We start from the raw sequence: 16,908 nt of genomic DNA on the forward strand, positions 1-16,908 counted from the left end.
GTCGTCCGCCCCCGCCGCCATCGTTTTTCGGTGCCCTTCGCCACCTCCATCGAATCTCCATCTTTCCGCATCAAAGACACCAACTACGCGCGTCAGACTCCGGTCCGTCAAAGCAGGCAGTGGGCTGCCTGCGCTTCCTGGAGTCGCTATGAAGAATCAGAAACGATGCTGCCACGGCGCCGTATGCGCGCTGGTGGCGGCAATGCTGGCGGGTTGCGGGCCGTCCGAACAGCAGGCCGCCGCGCCGGCCACACCGGTGGCGGCCATGACCGTGGCCGCCACGCGCGTCGACGTGACCGAAGACTTGCCCGGCCGCGTCGCGGCCGTGCGCGTGGCCGAGATCCGGCCGCAGGTGAGCGGCATCGTGCAACGCCGGCTGTTCGAACAGGGCACCGAAGTTCGTCCGGGCCAGCCGCTGTTCCAGATCAATCCGGCGCCGTTCAAGGCGGAGATGGACACGGCCGCCGCATCGCTGCAGCGCGCGCAGGCCGCACTCGAACGCGCGAAGGTGCAGGCCGCACGCTTCAAGCCGCTCGTCGAGGCCGATGCGATCAGCCGCCAGGTGTACGACGACGCCGTATCGCAACGCGACCAGGCCGCGGCCGACGTCGCGCAGGCCCGCGCGACGCTTGCGCGACGCCAGCTCGACCTGAAATTCGCAACCGTGGAAGCGCCGATCGCCGGCCGCATCGACCAGGCGCTCGTGACCGAAGGTGCACTGGTGTCGAGCAGCGACAGTCAGCCGATGGCGCGCATCCAGCAGATCGACCAGGTATACGTGGACGTGCGCCAGCCGGCCGCCTCGCTCGACGCGCTGCGCGGCGCGCTCGCGGCTCAACCGCAAGCGTCCGACGGCAACGGCCTGCCGGTCGACGTGCTGCGCGACGACGACACGCGCTACGACGTCAAGGGCCGCATGCTGTTTTCGGGCGTCAACGTCGATCCGGGCACCGGTGACGTGCTGCTGCGCGTGCTGGTCGACAACCCGAAGCGCCAGTTGCTGCCGGGCATGTACGTGCGCGCCCGCATTCCGCGCGCCCACTACGCGAACGCCGTGATGGTGCCGCAACAGGCCGTCGTGCGCGCCGGCGGCAAGCCGCAGGTATGGGTGCTGGACGCGAAGGGCAACGCGCACCTGAAGGCCGTCGAAGTCGGCGAGCTCACGAACCGCAGCTACCGCATCAAGTCGGGCCTGCAGGCCGGCCAGAAGATCGTCGTCGAAGGCATGGAACGCCTGACCGACGGCGCGCCGGCTGCCGCAACCGACTGGAAGTCGCCTGACGCGGCCGCCGCGTCCGCGCACTGAGTCACGAGGAGCCTCCCGCCATGGCTGAATTCTTTATCCGCCGCCCGGTGTTTGCGTGGGTGATCGCCCTCTTCATCATCCTGATGGGGCTGATCGCGATCCCGCAGTTGCCGGTCGCACGCTACCCGTCGGTCGCACCGCCGTCCGTCACGATCACCGCGAACTATCCGGGCGCCACGCCCCAGACGATGAACGACGGCGTGCTGAGCCTCATCGAGCGCGAGCTGTCCGGCGTCAAGAACCTGCTCTACTTCGAATCGTCGGCCGACACGTCCGGCAGCGCGCAGATCACCGTCACGTTCAAGCCCGGCACCGATCCGGAGATGGCGCAGGTCGACGTGCAGAACAAGATCAAGTCGATCGAGCCGCGCCTGCCTGCCGCCGTGCGCCAGAACGGGCTGATCGTCGAATCCGCGTCGTCCGGCTTCCTGATGCTGATCGGCCTGCGCTCCGACAGCGGCCGCTTCGACGAAGGCGCGCTCGCCGACTACATGGCGCGCAGCGTGTCCGAGGAATTGCGGCGCATCGACGGTGTCGGGCGTGTGCTGCAGTTCGGCTCCGAGCGCGCGATGCGCATCTGGGTCGATCCGCAGAAGCTGATCAATTTCGGTTTGTCGATGAGCGATCTGACGACCGCGATCGGCCAGCAGAACGTGCAGATCGCGCCGGGCAGTCTCGGTGCGCTGCCCGCGCTGCCGGGCCAGCGCGTGACCGTGCCGCTCACCGCGCAGGGCCAGCTCACCACGCCGGAGGAATTCGCGAAGGTCGTGCTGCGCGCGAACGCGGACGGTTCGAAGGTCGTGCTCGGCGACGTCGCGCGCGTCGAACTCGGTTCGCAAAACTACATGTTCGTGAGCCGCGAGAACAACCGGCCGGCCACGCTCGCCGGCGTGCAGCTCGCACCGGGCGCCAATGCCGTGAAGACGGCGGACGCGATCCGCACGCGCATGGCCGAACTGAGCAAGTCGATGCCGTCGGGCATGACCTACTCGATCCCGCTCGACACGTCGCCGTTCGTCAAGATCTCGATCGAGAAAGTGCTGGCCACGCTGTTCGAGGCGATGGTGCTCGTGTTCCTCGTGATGTACCTGTTCCTGCAGAACGTGCGCTATACGCTGATCCCGGCCATCGTCGCGCCGGTCGCGATGCTCGGCACCTTCTCGGTGATGCTGCTGACCGGCTTCTCGATCAACGTGCTGACGATGTTCGGCATGGTGCTCGCGATCGGCATCATCGTCGACGATGCGATCGTCGTCGTCGAGAACGTCGAACGCCTGATGGCCGAGGAGGGACTGTCGCCGAAGGACGCGACGTCGAAGGCGATGAAGGAAATCACGGGCGCGATCGTCGGCATCACGCTGGTGCTGACCGCGGTGTTCCTGCCGATGGCGATGGCGAGCGGCTCGGTGGGCGTGATCTACAAGCAGTTCACGCTGTCGATGGCCGTGTCGATCCTGTTCTCCGCGCTGCTGGCGCTGACGCTCACGCCGGCCCTGTGCGCGACGATGCTCAAGCCGCTCGCGCCGGGCCACCACGAGAAGCGCGGCTTCTTCGGCTGGTTCAACCGCCGCTTCGACCGCCTGACGAAATGGTACGAGACGCGCGTCGGCCGCCTGGTCGGCCGCACGGGCCGCGTGATGCTGGTGTTCGTCGCGATTGCGGGCGCGCTGGTGTTCGGCTTCCGCAGCCTGCCGTCGTCGTTCCTGCCGGACGAGGATCAGGGCTACTTCATCACCAGCTTTCTGCTGCCCGCGGACGCTACCGCCGAGCGCACGCACGACGTGGTCAGGACGCTGGAGCGGCATCTTGCTTCGCGTCCGGCAATCCAGTCGAGCATTTCCGTGATCGGCTACGGCTTCTCGGGCCAGGGCCCGAACGCGGCGATCAACTGGTCCGTGATGAAGGACTGGAAGAATCGCGGCGGCGCGTCGACGCTCGAGGAAGGCATGCTCGCGCAGCAGGCGATGGCCGGCGTGACCGAAGGTACGGTGATGAGCCTGCTGCCGCCGGCCATCGACGAACTCGGCAACAGCTCGGGCTTCTCGATGCGCCTGGAAGACCGCGCCAACCAAGGCACGGCCGCGCTCAAGGCTGCGGAAGCCAGGCTGCTCGAACTCGCCGCGCAAAGCAAGGTCGTGACCGGCGTGTACCCGGACAGCCTGCCCGCCGGCACGAGCATCCGCCTCGAAATCGATCGCGCGAAGGCGCAGGCGCTCGGCGTGTCGTTCGCGACGCTCAGCGACACGCTGTCGACCGCGATGGGCTCCACCTACGTGAACGACTTCCCGAACGCCGGCCGCATGCAGCAGGTGATCATCCAGGCCGACGCGCCGGCGCGCATGCAGATCGACAACGTGATGAAGCTGTACGTGCGCAACGCGGCCGGCGGCATGGTGCCGCTTTCCGAAGTGGTGCGCCCGGTGTGGACCGAGACGCCGCTGCAGATGGTGCGCTTCAAGGGCTACCCGTCCGCGCGGATCTCCGGCACCGCCGCCCCCGGCCAGTCGAGCGGCGCGGCGATGGCCGAGATGGAACGTCTCGCCGCGCAATTGCCGCCGGGCTTCGCGGTCGAGTGGACCGGCCAGTCGCTGCAGGAACGCCAGTCGGCGTCGCAGGCGCCGATGCTGATGGTGCTGTCGATGATCGTCGTATTCCTGGTGCTCGCCGCGCTGTACGAAAGCTGGTCGATTCCGCTGTCGGTGATGCTGGTGGTGCCGCTCGGCCTGATCGGCGCGATCGGTGCGGTGCTGCAGCGCGGCTTGCCGAACGACGTGTTCTTCAAGGTCGGGATGATCACCGTGATCGGCCTGTCCGCGAAGAACGCGATCCTGATCGTCGAGTTCGCGAAGCAATTGCGCGAGGAAGGCAAGGGATTGATCGAGGCAGCCGTGCAGGCGTCGAAGCTGCGCCTGCGCCCGATCCTGATGACCTCGCTCGCATTCGGCCTCGGCGTCGTGCCGCTGATGATCGCGACCGGCGCCAGCGCCGAAACGCAGCACGCGATCGGCACCGGCGTGTTCGGCGGCATGGTGACCGCCACGGTGCTGGCCATTTTCTTCGTCCCCGTTTTCTTTGTGTTCGTGATGAGCATCCAGGAGCGCATCGGCGCGTGGCGGGCTTCCCGCAAGCAGCCGGCGGCCCCGACTCACGGACAGGAAGGTTGATGCCATGCGACTGCTTATTCTTCCCCTCGTCCTCGCGCTGTCGGCCTGCTCGCTCACGCCGACGCTGGTCAAACCCTCGATGCCGGTGCCGACGGCCTACACGGCCGCCGCTGCCGCCGATCTCCACGCGAACGCCGCCGATCTCGGCTGGCGCACGATGTTCGGCGACCGTCGCCTGCAGCGCCTGATCGAGCTCGCGCTCGACAACAACCGCGACCTGCGCGTGGCGGCGCTGAACGTCGAGGCCGCCGAAGCGCAGTACGGCATCCAGCGCGCCGCGCGTCTGCCGTCGATCGGCGCCGGCGCGAACTTCACGCGCCAGCGCACGTCGGACGACACGCAGTCGAATCCACCGCTGTTCGGCACGACGCAAAACCAGTACGGCGTGAACGTCGGTATCAGCGCGTTCGAGATCGACCTGTTCGGCCGCGTGAAGTCGCAATCGGATGCCGCGTTCGCGCGCTATCTGGCAACCGATCACGGCCGCCGCGCGGTGCAGATCTCGCTCGTCGGCGGCGTGGCGGACGCGTATTTCGCCGAACGCCTCGCGCACGAGCAGCGTCAGTTGTCCGAGCGCACGCTCGCCGACTGGCGACAATCGCTCGATCTCGCGCGCCGCCTGAAGGAAGCGCATCAGGCGAGCGGCGTCGACATCGCGCAGGCCGAAGGCCAGGTCGCGAGCGCGACGGCCGACCTCGAAGCGCGCACGCGCGCCGTCGAGCAGGCGCGCAACGCGCTGCGCCTGCTGGTCGGCGCCGAGCTGCCCAAGGATCTGCCCGAGCCGCTGCCGCTTCAGCAGCAACCGGTGATGACGCAATTGCCGGCCGGCCTGCCGTCCGAGCTGCTGTTCCGTCGCCCGGATATCCAGCAGGCCGAACAAAATCTCGTCGCCGCGAATGCGGACATCGGCGCCGCGCGCGCCGCGTTCTTTCCGCGCCTGTCGTTGACGTCGTCGATCGGTTTCCTCAGCCCCGCGATGGGCAGCCTGTTCGACGGCGGCCAGCGCGTGTGGAGCTTCGCGCCGCAGGTCACGGTGCCGATCTTCCAGGGTGGCCGGCTGCGTTCCGAGCTGCGTCTCGCGCAAGTGCGCAAGTCCAGCGCGATCGCCGAATACGAACGCGCGATCCAGGCCGCGTTCCGCGAAGTAGCCGACGGCATCGCCGGGCGCGAAACCTTCGGCCGCCAGATCGACGCGCAGACGCGCGTGGTCGCTTCGGCCGAACGCCGCACCGACCTGTCGAACCTGCGCTATCGCGCGGGTGTCGAGGGGCGGCTGGAGTTGCTCGATTCGCAGCGGCAGCTCTATGCGGCACGGCAAACGCTGCTCGACCTGCGCCGCGACGAGCTCGGCAATGCCGTTGCGCTGTACAAGGCGCTCGGCGGCGGTCTGACGGACCAGGACGTCGCACCGTCGAAGCGCCTGGCGCAGAACTGAACGAACGACGCCGTGGCGCCCCGTGCGGCAAGCGTGGCGCAACGGCGTGCCCCGGCCCGGCCACGGGCCGCCCCGACTGTTCGACATCGCACGGTACACTCCATGACGAATTCCCTGATACTGATCGCGGAAGACGAGCCCGACATCTCGGACATCCTCGATGCATACCTGAAGCACGACGGTTTTCGCACCTACCGCGTCGCCGACGGGCAAGCGGCGCTCGACGTGCAGCCGCGCCTGAAGCCCGACCTGATTCTGCTCGACGTGAAGATGCCGCAGAAAAACGGCTGGGACGTGCTCGCCGAGTTGCGACGGCGCGACAATACGCCCGTTGTCGTCGTTACCGCGTTCGATCGCGACCTCGACCGGCTGCAGGCCCTGCACGCCGGCGCGGACGACTACATCGTCAAACCGTTCAACCCGGCCGAAGTCGTCGCGCGGTTGCGCGCGATCCTGCGCCGCTCCGCCGCGCCGCCGACCACGCGCATGCTGCGCGTCGGCGACCTCGAGGTCGACACCGACAGCTATCTGGCCCGCGTGCGCACGGCGGGCACCGAGGTGCCGATCACGCTGACGCTGACGGAGTTCCGGCTGCTCGCGCATCTGGCGAGATCGCCGAGCCGCGTATTCACGCGCGGCGAGTTGCTCGACGCGTGCATGGCCGACGTGAGCGCACTGGAGCGCACGGTCGACAGCCACATCTGCAGGCTGCGCAAGAAACTCGAACAGGCCGGCGCACCTGGCATGCCGGAAGTGATGCGCGGCGTCGGCTACCGGCTGCGAGGCGTGCGGTGACGTTGTCGGCACGGCCCGGCCGGCAGATCGGGCGGGCGTTCGGCCTCGCCGCGAGCGTCGTCGTGCTGCTCGCCTGCACCGTCGCGTTCTTCGTCCACGCACTGCATGCGCCGGCCGCGTTGCTGCGCGACGCGACGGCCGACGTCATGCTCCGCAGTGCGTCCACTTACCTGGTGCCGGCGACGGCGCTGTTCGTCTGCCTGCTGGCCGCCGCGTTCGACCTGCTCAGGCTGATCCACCGTATGCTCGCGACGCTCGACGCCATGGCGGACACCGCCGCCCGGACCGTCGCCGGCGATTCGTCGGCGCGCACGGTTTCCCGTGCCGGCTGTCCGGCCGACCTGTCGCGCTTCATCGAGCATTTCAATGCGATGACTCATTCAATGAAACCTGCGAATTCATCCGATGCGACGGCCACCTTCTCCGGCAACAGTCGCGTCACGCGCACCCGGCTCGCCGAACTCGAAACTCGGCTCGACGCCATCAGGACGCTCGCCACCGATGCCGACGCGTCCTCGCGCGATGCGCTGCTTCGGCATGTCGACGCGCTGTTCCGGATCGTCGACGACCTTCAGGTCGCCGAACGACAGGCCCCGCCGATTCGAGCATTTCCTCGATAACGACTGGCCATTGCAACACGCATCGGAAAGGATCGGCGAGTCGCTTTCGGCATTACCTGCGTTGCCGGTTTCGAACATTACAAAATACCGCCGATCTTTTCAAAATCATTGCGCTTTATCAGCTTTAACTTTGTTTCATATAATCAAAAAAAGTTTGACATCATACTTTCGTTCTTGATACCGTCCGATGCAAGCAATCCGACGGATTGCCTGCCACGCAAACGATTCCGCTCCACGTTTTTTTCGCTTCCGCTGCACCGAAGTACGCGCCGCCGAATGATGCGTTCGCCCGCCGGCGCGTGCAGCATCCCGATGCATTTCACTGGACGGCTGCCATCCGGCAGCGGGCCGAAGGATCGAATCAAATGAGCAGGACAACGAAGCTGTTGCTCTAGCATTCCCGCCCGCGCCGAATCCGGCGCGACTGCGCCGCCTTGCGGCGCAGCCTTTCCGTTACCGCGTTTTTCGTATTTCGCCCCCGGAGAAAAAACCGCTTTCCGGATCGGGCGAAAGGCCCTGTCGCGTCCGTGCCACCCGCCCGCATGCGACAGAAAGCGGCGGTGCATGACCCGCACCGCTGTCGACCATCGTTGTTCGTGCCGTTCGTTGTTCAACCGGAGGGGTAATTCAAATGAATCAGGTTGCAAACAAGAAACAAAAGCACATTCGCACCGTCAATCTCGCACTCGCCGCCGCGGCCGCAGCCGCGTCGTTCGGCATGGCGACCGCCCATGCCGCGCCCGCGGCCGGCTGGACGGAAACGCGCACCAAGGGCTTCCTGCCGCTCGTGCAGCAGAACGAAGCCGGCACGGCCGGCGCGCCCGCGGCGAGCACGGCTGCCGCAGCCGCAGCCGCGATCGACATGGCGCCCGGCGAATCGGTGGACATCGTGCTCGGGCTGAACCTGCGCAACGAAGCACAGCTCGACCAGTACCTGCGCGACCTGCATACGCCCGGTTCGCCGCACTACCGGCAGTTCCTGACGCCTGCACAATTCGCCGCGCAATATGCGCCGACCGACCAGCAGGTCGCGTCCGTCGTCGCGCATCTGCGCAAGGCCGGCTTCGTGAATATCGTGGTCGCGCCGAACCGGCTGCTGGTCTCCGCGTCCGGCACCGCGGGAACCGTCCAGTCCGCGTTCCGCACGACCCTCAAGCGCTTCACGCGCAACGGCCGCAGCGTTTATGCAAATACCGACGCCGCGCAAGTGCCGAACGCGATCGGCAACATCGTCGGCGCGGTGCTCGGCCTGCAGAACGTCGAGCTCATGCATACGGGCGCGGGCGGCAAGCCGCAAGGCAACACCAGCAACCTGACGATCCCGGCCGGCGCGTCGGCGGTGCCGCACAACCCGACCGAATTCTCGTCGATCTACGGCGGCGACGGCACGCCGACGGCCTCGCAGACCACGGTCGGCATCATCTCCGAAGGCGATCTGTCGCAAACGGTGAGCGACCTCAATACGTTCGCCGCGAACAACGGCCTCGGCACGATCAGCAGCAGCATCGTGAAGACGGGCCCGGCCGGCAGTTCGTACACCGACACCGACGGCACCGTCGAATGGAACCTCGACAGCCAGTCGATCGTCGGCACGGCCGGCGGCAGCGTGAAGCAGGTCGTGTTCTATACCGCGCCGTCGATGACGCTCACCGCGATCACGGCCGCGTACAACAAGGCCGTGACCGACAACGTCGCGAAAGTGATCAACGTATCGCTCGGCGTATGCGAATCGTCCGCGTACAGCACCGGCTCGCAGGCCACCGACGACACCATCTTCAAGCAGGCGGTCGCGCAAGGGCAAACCTTCTCGGTTTCCGCCGGCGACCACGGCGCGTACGAATGCGCGAGCGGCAAGCCGTCGCGTTCGACCTACACGGTGAGCGAGCCGGCCACGTCGCCGTACGTGATCGCGGTGGGCGGCACGACGCTGTTCACCAATACGTCGACCAATGCGTACAACAGCGAAATCGTCTGGAACGATCCGAGCTGGCAGCCGGGCACCGTATGGTCGACGGGCGGCGGCTACAGCAAGTACGAGGCCGCGCCGACGTGGCAGTCGTCGACCCTCACCGGCTCGACCAAGCGCGCGCTCCCCGACGTCGGCTTCGACGCCGACCTGCGCACGGGCGCGATTCTCGTCGTGAACGGCCAGACGTCCGACACGCTGTGGGGTTCGGGCTACCTGAACAACGAAGGCGGCACGAGCCTCGCCGCGCCGATCTTCACGGGCATCTGGGCGCGGCTGCAGTCGGCCAACAACAATACGCTCGGGTTCCCCGCGTCGAGCATCTACAAGTACTTCCCGAGCAACGCGGCGCTGCTGCACGACGTCACGTCCGGCAACAACGGCAGCGGCACTTACGGCTACAAGGCGAAGGCAGGCTGGGATGCGACGACGGGCTTCGGCAGCGTGAACATCTCGAAGCTGAACGCGTTCATCCAGAGCACGTCGGATTTCGCGCGCTGACGAGCCATTGACCGAACCGGATGCGCAAGCGCGACGTCTCGTACGCAACCGCATCCGACGACCCGCGAAGGCTGCGCAGCCTTCGCGGGTCCTCTGCGAGCCGTGCCGTCTCGCCTCTTCCGATGCGGCCTCGTCGCGCCGCTCAATCGGCCCAGTTCCGGACATAATCCGGCACCGGCACGTTACCGTCGGCATGCACCGGCGCGCCGCGCGTCGTCTTCAACGGCAAGATTCCGGCCCAGACCGCCAGCCCGAGATCCTCTTCCTTGTCGGACGGCAGCGAATCGCTGATTTTCACGGCCGCTTCCGCCATCGAAATCCGCAGCACGCCGGTCGCATTGATTTCCTTCGAATTGCCCGGCCGCGCTTCGTGCTTGCGGCCCGGCGCGATCTTGTCCATCAATGCATCCAGCGCGGCGAGTTTTTCCTCGCTGCCTTCCACCACGTCGAACTGCCCGTAGATCACCGCGGATCGATAATTCATCGAATGATTGAACGCGGATCTGGCCAGCACGAGGCCGTCCAGCAGCGTCATCGCGATGCAAGCCTGCGCGCCGGCCGACAGCGCCTTGATCATCCGGCTGCCGTTGGACCCGTGGATATAGAGCTCGTCGCCCTTTCTCCAGTGCGCGGTCGGGATGCAGTGCGTGTTCTGCCCGTCGCCGAACGCGATGTGACAGACGTACGCGTCGTCCACGATGCGGTAGAGCATCGTGCGATCGTGGCTCGCCAGCTCGGGCAGGCGGCGAACCGTCGTACGTGGCGTGGAAGAGAGAGGAGTCCGGTCGTTCATAGATCTGTAGTGCGAAATGAATGGTATCGGCATCGTGCCGTATCCGGGCGTGAGCGCGCGGTTGTCCGCCCCATCGACAGTCGCTTGCCGAATCGAGCAAAATACGCGCGTATCGCAAAGCCGCGCCGATCGCCAAGAATGCGCGTGCACCGGCCTGCCCCGCGAGAACATGAACGATACGATGCGTGCGGCATCTTCGAAAGAACCAGCACAAGGAAAATTTCTGGAACCAGCCCATGGATCTCGCGCTGCTCATCTCATCGCTTTCCAGACAGGACGGCGCGACAACACATAGCCAGCAAGAAGCCCTCTACCGGAGCCTGCGCGACATGCTGCTGGACGGGCACCTGCCGCCCGGCACGCGGCTCGCGTCGACGCGCGTGCTCGCTGCCGAACTTGGCATCGCGCGCAATTCCGCGGTCTATGCGTACGAGCGCCTGGCCGAGGAAGGCTTCGTCGCGGCCACGCGCAACGGCACGATCACGTTATGGGACGGATGCAGCCGGCCGAGCGCCGTCCATGAGGACGGCCCTGCACCGGTTCACCTGTCGGCGCGCGTGCAGGGGCTGGAGAACGCCGACCCCGAGCCCGAACGCATGCTGCCGTTCGTTCCCGGCCTCCCTTCCCTCGACGAATTCCCGGTTGCCCAGTGGCGCCGGTGCATCGAGCGTGCATGGAAGACCATCACGCCCGCCCGGCTCGCGTACGGGCCGGTCGAAGGGCTACCCGAACTGCGGCGCGCGGTGGCCGCGTACATTCGCGTCTCGCGCGGCGTGCGCTGCGACACGGGCCAGGTATTCATCACCGACGGCACGCAGAGCAGCCTCGAACTCTGCGCGCGCATGCTCGCGAATCCCGGCGACTACGGCTGGCTCGAGAATCCTTGCTACAACGGCGCGAGGACCGCATTCCGGTCGACCGGCCTGAATCCCGTGCCGATCGAGGTCGATCGCGAAGGCATGGCGCCGACCGACGAGCAGTGGCGCACCCGCCCGCCGCGGCTGATCTACACGACACCGTCGCACCAGTACCCGCTCGGCGCGCTGATGAGCCCCCGGCGACGCGCGGCGCTCGTCGAGCGCGCCCGCGCATGCGGCGCGTGGATCATCGAGGACGACTACGACAGCGAATTCCGTCACGGCGGCCAGCCGCTGCCCGCGATCCAGGGCCTGCATGCCGATGCCCCGGTGTGCTATCTCGGCACGTTCAGCAAGACGATGTTTCCCGCTCTTCGGCTCGGTTTCATGGTGGTGCCGCAGGTGCTCGTCGAGCGCTTCACCGGCACGCTGCGCGAACTCGTCCATCGCGGTCACTCGGCCGACCAGCTGGCGATGGCCGAATTCATCGACAGCGGCCTGTTTGCGCGGCACCTGCGGAAGATGCGGGCGCTCTACGCCGCCCGGCGCAGCAGCCTCGAAGCGGCGCTCGCGCGCCATCTCGGCACGTCGCTGAGCGTGCGGGAAAGCCCGGGCGGCATGCATCTTTCCGCGGATCTCGCGGTGCCGCTGCGCGATACCGACGTCGCGCGTGCCGCAGCTGCCCACGGCTTGCTGCTGCAACCGTTGAGCCACTACTGCATCGGCGACGGCCACCGCGGCAACGGCCGCCGCGGCGACGGCCGCCGGTACAACGGCTTCGTCCTCGGCTATTCAGGGCTGAGCGACGCGACGATCGAGACGGCGGCAATGCAATTCGCCGACATCATCGACCGGCACCGCCGCGCGCGGCGCTGAACGTCGCTCACAGTTGCGATTCGATCGGAAACAGCCCGAGAAACCACACTTCCATGCGCCGCGGGACGGATACCTCCGGCTCGTGATCGATCTCGGTGATCTTCCCGTCCGCGTCCGTCTGAATCCACTTGAGCCGCCCTCTGCCGGCCGGATCGGTTCTCGCGTCGACACGCCATGCAATCTGGTCGAGCCGCGCCTCCAGATCGTTGGCGACCTGCGACGCAATCGCCGGGCTCTCGCAGTAAACGCCGATCTCCGTATTGAGGTTCAGCGAGCGCGGATCGAGATTCATCGACCCGATGAAGATGCTCGTGTGATCGAACACGTAGGTCTTGGCGTGCAGCGACGCGCGCGACGAGCCGACGATGACCTGCTTCGAAATGCTCTTGTCGCCCGATGGCCGGCGCTCGTAAAGCCGCACGCCCGCGTTCACCAGATCGCTTCGATAGCGCCGGTAGCCGGCATGCACGGCCGCCACGTCGGTCGACGCGAGCGAATTGGTCAGCACCGTCACGCGCACGCCGCTCGCCACGAGCGCGCGCAACCGCTCGACCACCTCCTTGCCCGGCACGAAATACGGCGACACGATCAGCAGGTCGTGCCGGGGCTGCAACGCAAGCGCGCGCAACTGCGGCATCAGGTGCCCGTCGCTGTCCTTCGGCGCGTGCGCGATCTTCGATGGATCGTCGTACAACACCGTCGCATGCCCCCACGACAACTCCGTGCCCTGCCCGTGGACGATCCGGTCGAGTCGCTGCCGGGCCTCGAGCACGTACGGATTGTCCTCCATCGCCCTCAGGTAGTCGCGCAACCGCTCGCGTTCGCGATCGAGCCCGCCCGGCGCCGCATCGTGCCCGACCAGCGTATCGATCGGATACGCATACGGCGAATTCCAGAACGTATCGAATTCCGTCGAGATGTCCTTCACGACCGGGCCGTGAACGACGACGTCGAGATCGCCGAACTCCAGCATCGACGATGCGCCGAAATATTCGTCGCCGATATTGCGGCCGCCGACGATCGCCGCCTGGTTGTCCGCGATCATCGCCTTGTTGTGCATGCGCCGGTTGACGCGCGAGAACTCGAACACGGTGCCGATCTTCTTGAACCGGCGCGTGGCCACCGGATTGAACAACCGGATCTCGATGTTCGGATGCGAGCTGATCTCGAGCAGCTTGCGGTCGTCCGCGTTGGTGCCGAGATCGTCGAGCAGCGCGCGCACGCGCACGCCGCGATCGGCCGCGCGAATGATCGCATCGGCCAGTTCGTGCCCGGTCAGGTCGTCGTGCCAGATGTAGTACTGCAGGTCGAGCGAGCGGTCGGCACGGTCGGCGAGCAGCACGCGCGCATCCAGCGCATCGACCGGATCGGTCAGCAAATGAAACGCGTCCTGCCCCGGATGAGCGGCGGCCTGCTGCTGGAACGCGACGCCCAGCCGCGTATTGTCCGTATCGGTGAATGCATGCGTCGGCGTGCGATCGGCCTGCGGCGGCAGGCTCGCGCACGCAACGAGCATCAGCAACGACAGAATCGCACCCCACGAACGCAGCATGATCATGTTGGCCGCCCCCAAGGTCGGGCGAAGTCGGATTGTGATTGTTCTGGCTTCCGGCTGCCGGACGAAGCGCGGCACGGGTCCACGGTACGCGCGCTGCGGACCAGCGTGCGACCGGATCGCGCTACAGCATACTTCGATTGATATCGGGGCGGCACGCTTTCGGTGTTTCCGCGGTGGCGAAGATGCGACAGGCGGCGCCGGCACGAACGCGTTCAATACGTTCGACACATTCAGGCGGCGCACCAAAGAAAAACCCGCGACGCCGTGCGGCATCGCGGGTTTCGAGGCTTCCCCGGACAACCGTGGAAGCGAATCTGGTGGGCCCCCCGGGAGTCGAACCCGGCACCAACGAATTATGAGTTCGCTGCTCTAACCAAGCATGAGCTAGGGGCCCAGACGAGAAGCAAAGCGTGCTACACGCCACCCCGACAACGAGGCCGGGCCGGCATTGTAACAACAAAGACGACAAAGGGAACGAACGCCACCGGCATCATGCGGATACCGGCGGCGTTCGCGGCACGGAGGCTGGAAATCAGTTCCCTTCGAGGAACGACTTCAGCTTGTCGGAACGGCTCGGGTGACGCAGCTTGCGCAGCGCCTTGGCCTCGATCTGACGGATGCGCTCGCGCGTGACGTCGAACTGCTTGCCGACTTCCTCGAGCGTGTGATCGGTGCTCATCTCGATACCGAAACGCATCCGCAGCACCTTCGCCTCGCGCGGCGTCAGCGAATCGAGCACGTCCTTCACGACGTCGCGCATGCTGGCATGCAGCGCGGCATCCGCCGGCGCGACCGTGTTGGTGTCCTCGATGAAGTCGCCGAGATGGGAATCGTCGTCGTCACCGATCGGCGTTTCCATCGAGATCGGCTCCTTCGCGATCTTCATGATCTTGCGGATCTTGTCTTCCGGCATCTCCATCTTCTCGGCGAGCGTGGCCGGATCCGGCTCGAGGCCGGTTTCCTGCAGGATCTGCCGCGAGATGCGGTTCATCTTGTTGATCGTCTCGATCATGTGAACCGGAATACGGATCGTGCGCGCCTGGTCGGCGATCGAGCGCGTGATGGCCTGACGGATCCACCACGTCGCATAGGTCGAGAACTTGTAGCCGCGACGGTATTCGAACTTGTCCACCGCCTTCATCAGGCCGATGTTGCCTTCCTGGATCAGGTCGAGGAACTGCAGGCCGCGGTTCGTGTACTTCTTCGCGATCGAGATCACGAGACGCAGGTTGGCCTCGGTCATTTCGCGCTTCGCCTGACGCGCCTTCAGTTCGCCGGCCGCCATCTGGCGGTTGGTTTCCTTCAGGTCCTTCAGCGGCAGCACGACGCGCGCCTGCAGGTCGAGCAGACGCTGCTGCTGTTCGCGGATCGCCGGAACGTTACGCGACAGCACCGCGCTGTACGGATGGCCTTCCGCGGTGATCTTCTCGGCCCAGTCGAGATCCGTCTCGTTGCCCGGGAAGCGCGCGATGAATTCCGAGCGCGGCATGCCGCACTTGTCGACGACGATGTGCAGGATCTGACGCTCGACCTGGCGCACTTCGTCCACCTGCGCACGCAGCGTGTCGCACAGGCGTTCGACGGTGCGCGCGGTGAAGCGGATCGTCATCAGCTCGCTCTGGATCGTTTCCTGCGCCTTCAGGTAGGCCTTCGACTTGTAGCCTTCCTTCTCGAACGCGCGGCGCATCTTGTCGAACCACTCGCTGATCTGCGCGAACTTCTCGAGCGACGCGCGCTTGAGGGCTTCGAGCTGGGCGGCGTTGGCCGATGCCTGCGCGGCACCGTCGTCTTCCTCCTCTTCCTCTTCTTCCTCTTCCTCTTCGGCTTCCTCGTCCTCGTTCTCGATGGCTTCCGCTTCCTTCGCGGAGAAGCCGTCCGTATCGGTGGAGTCCGAAGCATTCGGATCGAGCAGGCCGTCGACGAGCTCGTCGACGCGGATCTCTTCGTTCGCGACGCGTTCGGCCATCGCGAGGATGTCGGCGATCGTGGTCGGGCACGCGGAGATGGCCATCACCATGTGGCGCAGGCCGTCCTCGATCCGCTTCGCGATCTCGATTTCGCCTTCGCGCGTGAGCAGCTCGACGGTGCCCATCTCGCGCATGTACATCCGGACCGGATCGGTCGTACGGCCGAATTCCGAATCGACGGTGGACAGCGCGACTTCCGCTTCCTCTTCGACTTCATCGTCCGACGACGCGGCGGGCGCGTTGTCGTTCAGGAGCAGCGTTTCCGCGTCCGGCGCCTGCTCGTATACCGCCACGCCCATGTCGTTGAACGTGCCGATGATGCCCTCGAGGGCTTCGGTCTCGGTGAAGTTGTCCGGCAGGTGGTCGTTGATTTCGGCGTACGTGAGGAAGCCGCGCTCCTTGCCGAGCTTGATCAGCGCGCGCAGCTTCACGCGGCGCTCTTCGAGCTCCTCGGCCGTGCCCGGCGTGCTCGTCGCGAACGCTTCCTTCAGCAGCGCCTTTTCCTTGGCGCGACGATCGCGCACCTTGGATTTGCCCGGTGCAGCCGCGGCTGCGGGCTGCTCGTCGCTCTGATTTGCGTCGTCTTCGACGGATACTTCGTTCAGCTTTTTGGTCATGGAGTTCGCCGTACCGGCTATATCGACTCGCGGCTGCTGGACGACAGCCGGTTGAACCGTGGGTGCATGAGTAGTACGTACTGCCGTTTCGTCCGCGTCGGCAGTCGTGTCCCTTGCGCTTTTCGCACTTGCCCGCTTCGCCGCCGGCTTGGCCGGCCCGGAGTCGGGTCTGGCGGCAGCCCGTGTTCTGGCTGCCGGCGCCGGCGCAGCCTGAGCAGTGCCGGCCGCGGTTTTCTTTCCCGCAGGAGCTGACGTGGCTGAAGACGTTGTCCTGGCGGAAGAAGCAGACTTGGCCGCTGTGACCTTCTTGGTCGGCTCCGTCGAGCCCTTGCCTGTTGCTTTCTTTCCGCCTGTCGTCTTTGCCATCGCGATTCTCGCCTCTGCTTGGAAAACAAACCGCTGGAAACCTTATATTATAGCACGCTGGGGAACCCTCTCTAAGCGCCCCGGCCG

General features: G+C 66.2%; 11 protein-coding genes and 1 tRNA gene. 7 read left to right on the forward strand and 5 right to left on the reverse strand.

What is annotated here, in order from left to right:
• The first annotated feature begins 148 nt into the window (after nt 1–148).
• The 5 genes from WS61_RS15215 to WS61_RS15235 all read left to right on the forward strand — a co-directional run bounded on the left by WS61_RS15215 (nt 149) and on the right by WS61_RS15235 (nt 7,320).
• Nucleotides 149–1,306 (forward strand): efflux RND transporter periplasmic adaptor subunit, encoded by a 1,158-nt coding sequence (locus WS61_RS15215; protein ID WP_034205219.1) that lies wholly within the window; start codon nt 149–151, stop codon nt 1,304–1,306.
• Between the two features lie 20 nt (nt 1,307–1,326).
• Nucleotides 1,327–4,470, forward strand: a complete 3,144-nt coding sequence (locus tag WS61_RS15220) for an efflux RND transporter permease subunit (RefSeq protein WP_059501191.1) — start codon at nt 1,327–1,329, stop codon at nt 4,468–4,470.
• 4 nt (nt 4,471–4,474) lie between these two features.
• A complete protein-coding gene (locus WS61_RS15225) occupies nt 4,475–5,905 on the forward strand; it encodes an efflux transporter outer membrane subunit (protein WP_059501192.1) in 1,431 nt (476 codons plus the stop codon).
• Nucleotides 5,906–6,007: 102 nt separating this feature from the next.
• Complete coding sequence (locus WS61_RS15230; RefSeq protein WP_059501193.1) at nt 6,008–6,700, forward strand: response regulator; 693 nt, start codon at nt 6,008–6,010, stop codon at nt 6,698–6,700.
• Between the two features lie 62 nt (nt 6,701–6,762).
• Nucleotides 6,763–7,320, forward strand: coding sequence for a histidine kinase (locus WS61_RS15235; RefSeq protein ID WP_257127270.1), 558 nt, complete (start codon nt 6,763–6,765; stop codon nt 7,318–7,320).
• A gap of 143 nt (nt 7,321–7,463) precedes the next feature.
• Here WS61_RS15235 and WS61_RS34870 read toward each other — a convergent pair whose 3' ends face one another.
• Entirely contained in the window at nt 7,464–7,886 is a 423-nt protein-coding gene (locus WS61_RS34870; RefSeq protein ID WP_157692736.1) for a hypothetical protein, read from the reverse strand.
• Between the two features lie 65 nt (nt 7,887–7,951).
• On the opposite strand from WS61_RS34870, the gene WS61_RS15240 reads away from it, so the two are divergent.
• Nucleotides 7,952–9,787 (forward strand): protease pro-enzyme activation domain-containing protein, encoded by a 1,836-nt coding sequence (locus WS61_RS15240; RefSeq protein ID WP_059501195.1) that lies wholly within the window; start codon nt 7,952–7,954, stop codon nt 9,785–9,787.
• A gap of 142 nt (nt 9,788–9,929) precedes the next feature.
• Here the strand turns inward: WS61_RS15240 and WS61_RS15245 are convergent, their stop codons facing one another.
• On the reverse strand, nt 9,930–10,580 hold the full coding sequence (locus tag WS61_RS15245) for a pyridoxamine 5'-phosphate oxidase family protein (protein WP_059501196.1): 651 nt from the start codon (nt 10,578–10,580) through the stop codon (nt 9,930–9,932).
• Between the two features lie 236 nt (nt 10,581–10,816).
• Between WS61_RS15245 and WS61_RS15250 the strand changes: the two genes are divergently transcribed.
• Entirely contained in the window at nt 10,817–12,313 is a 1,497-nt protein-coding gene (locus WS61_RS15250) for a PLP-dependent aminotransferase family protein (RefSeq protein WP_059501197.1), read from the forward strand.
• Between the two features lie 7 nt (nt 12,314–12,320).
• On the opposite strand, the gene WS61_RS15255 is transcribed toward WS61_RS15250, so the two are convergent.
• The 3 genes from WS61_RS15255 to rpoD all read right to left on the reverse strand — a co-directional run bounded on the left by WS61_RS15255 (nt 12,321) and on the right by rpoD (nt 16,821).
• Complete coding sequence (locus WS61_RS15255) at nt 12,321–13,871, reverse strand: phospholipase D family protein (protein WP_059501198.1); 1,551 nt, start codon at nt 13,869–13,871, stop codon at nt 12,321–12,323.
• 315 nt (nt 13,872–14,186) lie between these two features.
• Nucleotides 14,187–14,265: transfer RNA gene (locus WS61_RS15260), tRNA-Ile, on the reverse strand.
• Between the two features lie 138 nt (nt 14,266–14,403).
• The gene (gene rpoD, locus WS61_RS15265; protein ID WP_082720396.1) at nt 14,404–16,821 is read right to left on the reverse strand and encodes an RNA polymerase sigma factor RpoD; all 2,418 of its coding nucleotides are present in this window, start codon (nt 16,819–16,821) and stop codon (nt 14,404–14,406) included.
• Nucleotides 16,822–16,908 lie beyond the last annotated feature (87 nt).

It is taken from the genome of Burkholderia sp. ABCPW 11 (assembly GCF_001523445.1).
Classification (GTDB): Bacteria; Pseudomonadota; Gammaproteobacteria; order Burkholderiales; family Burkholderiaceae; genus Burkholderia.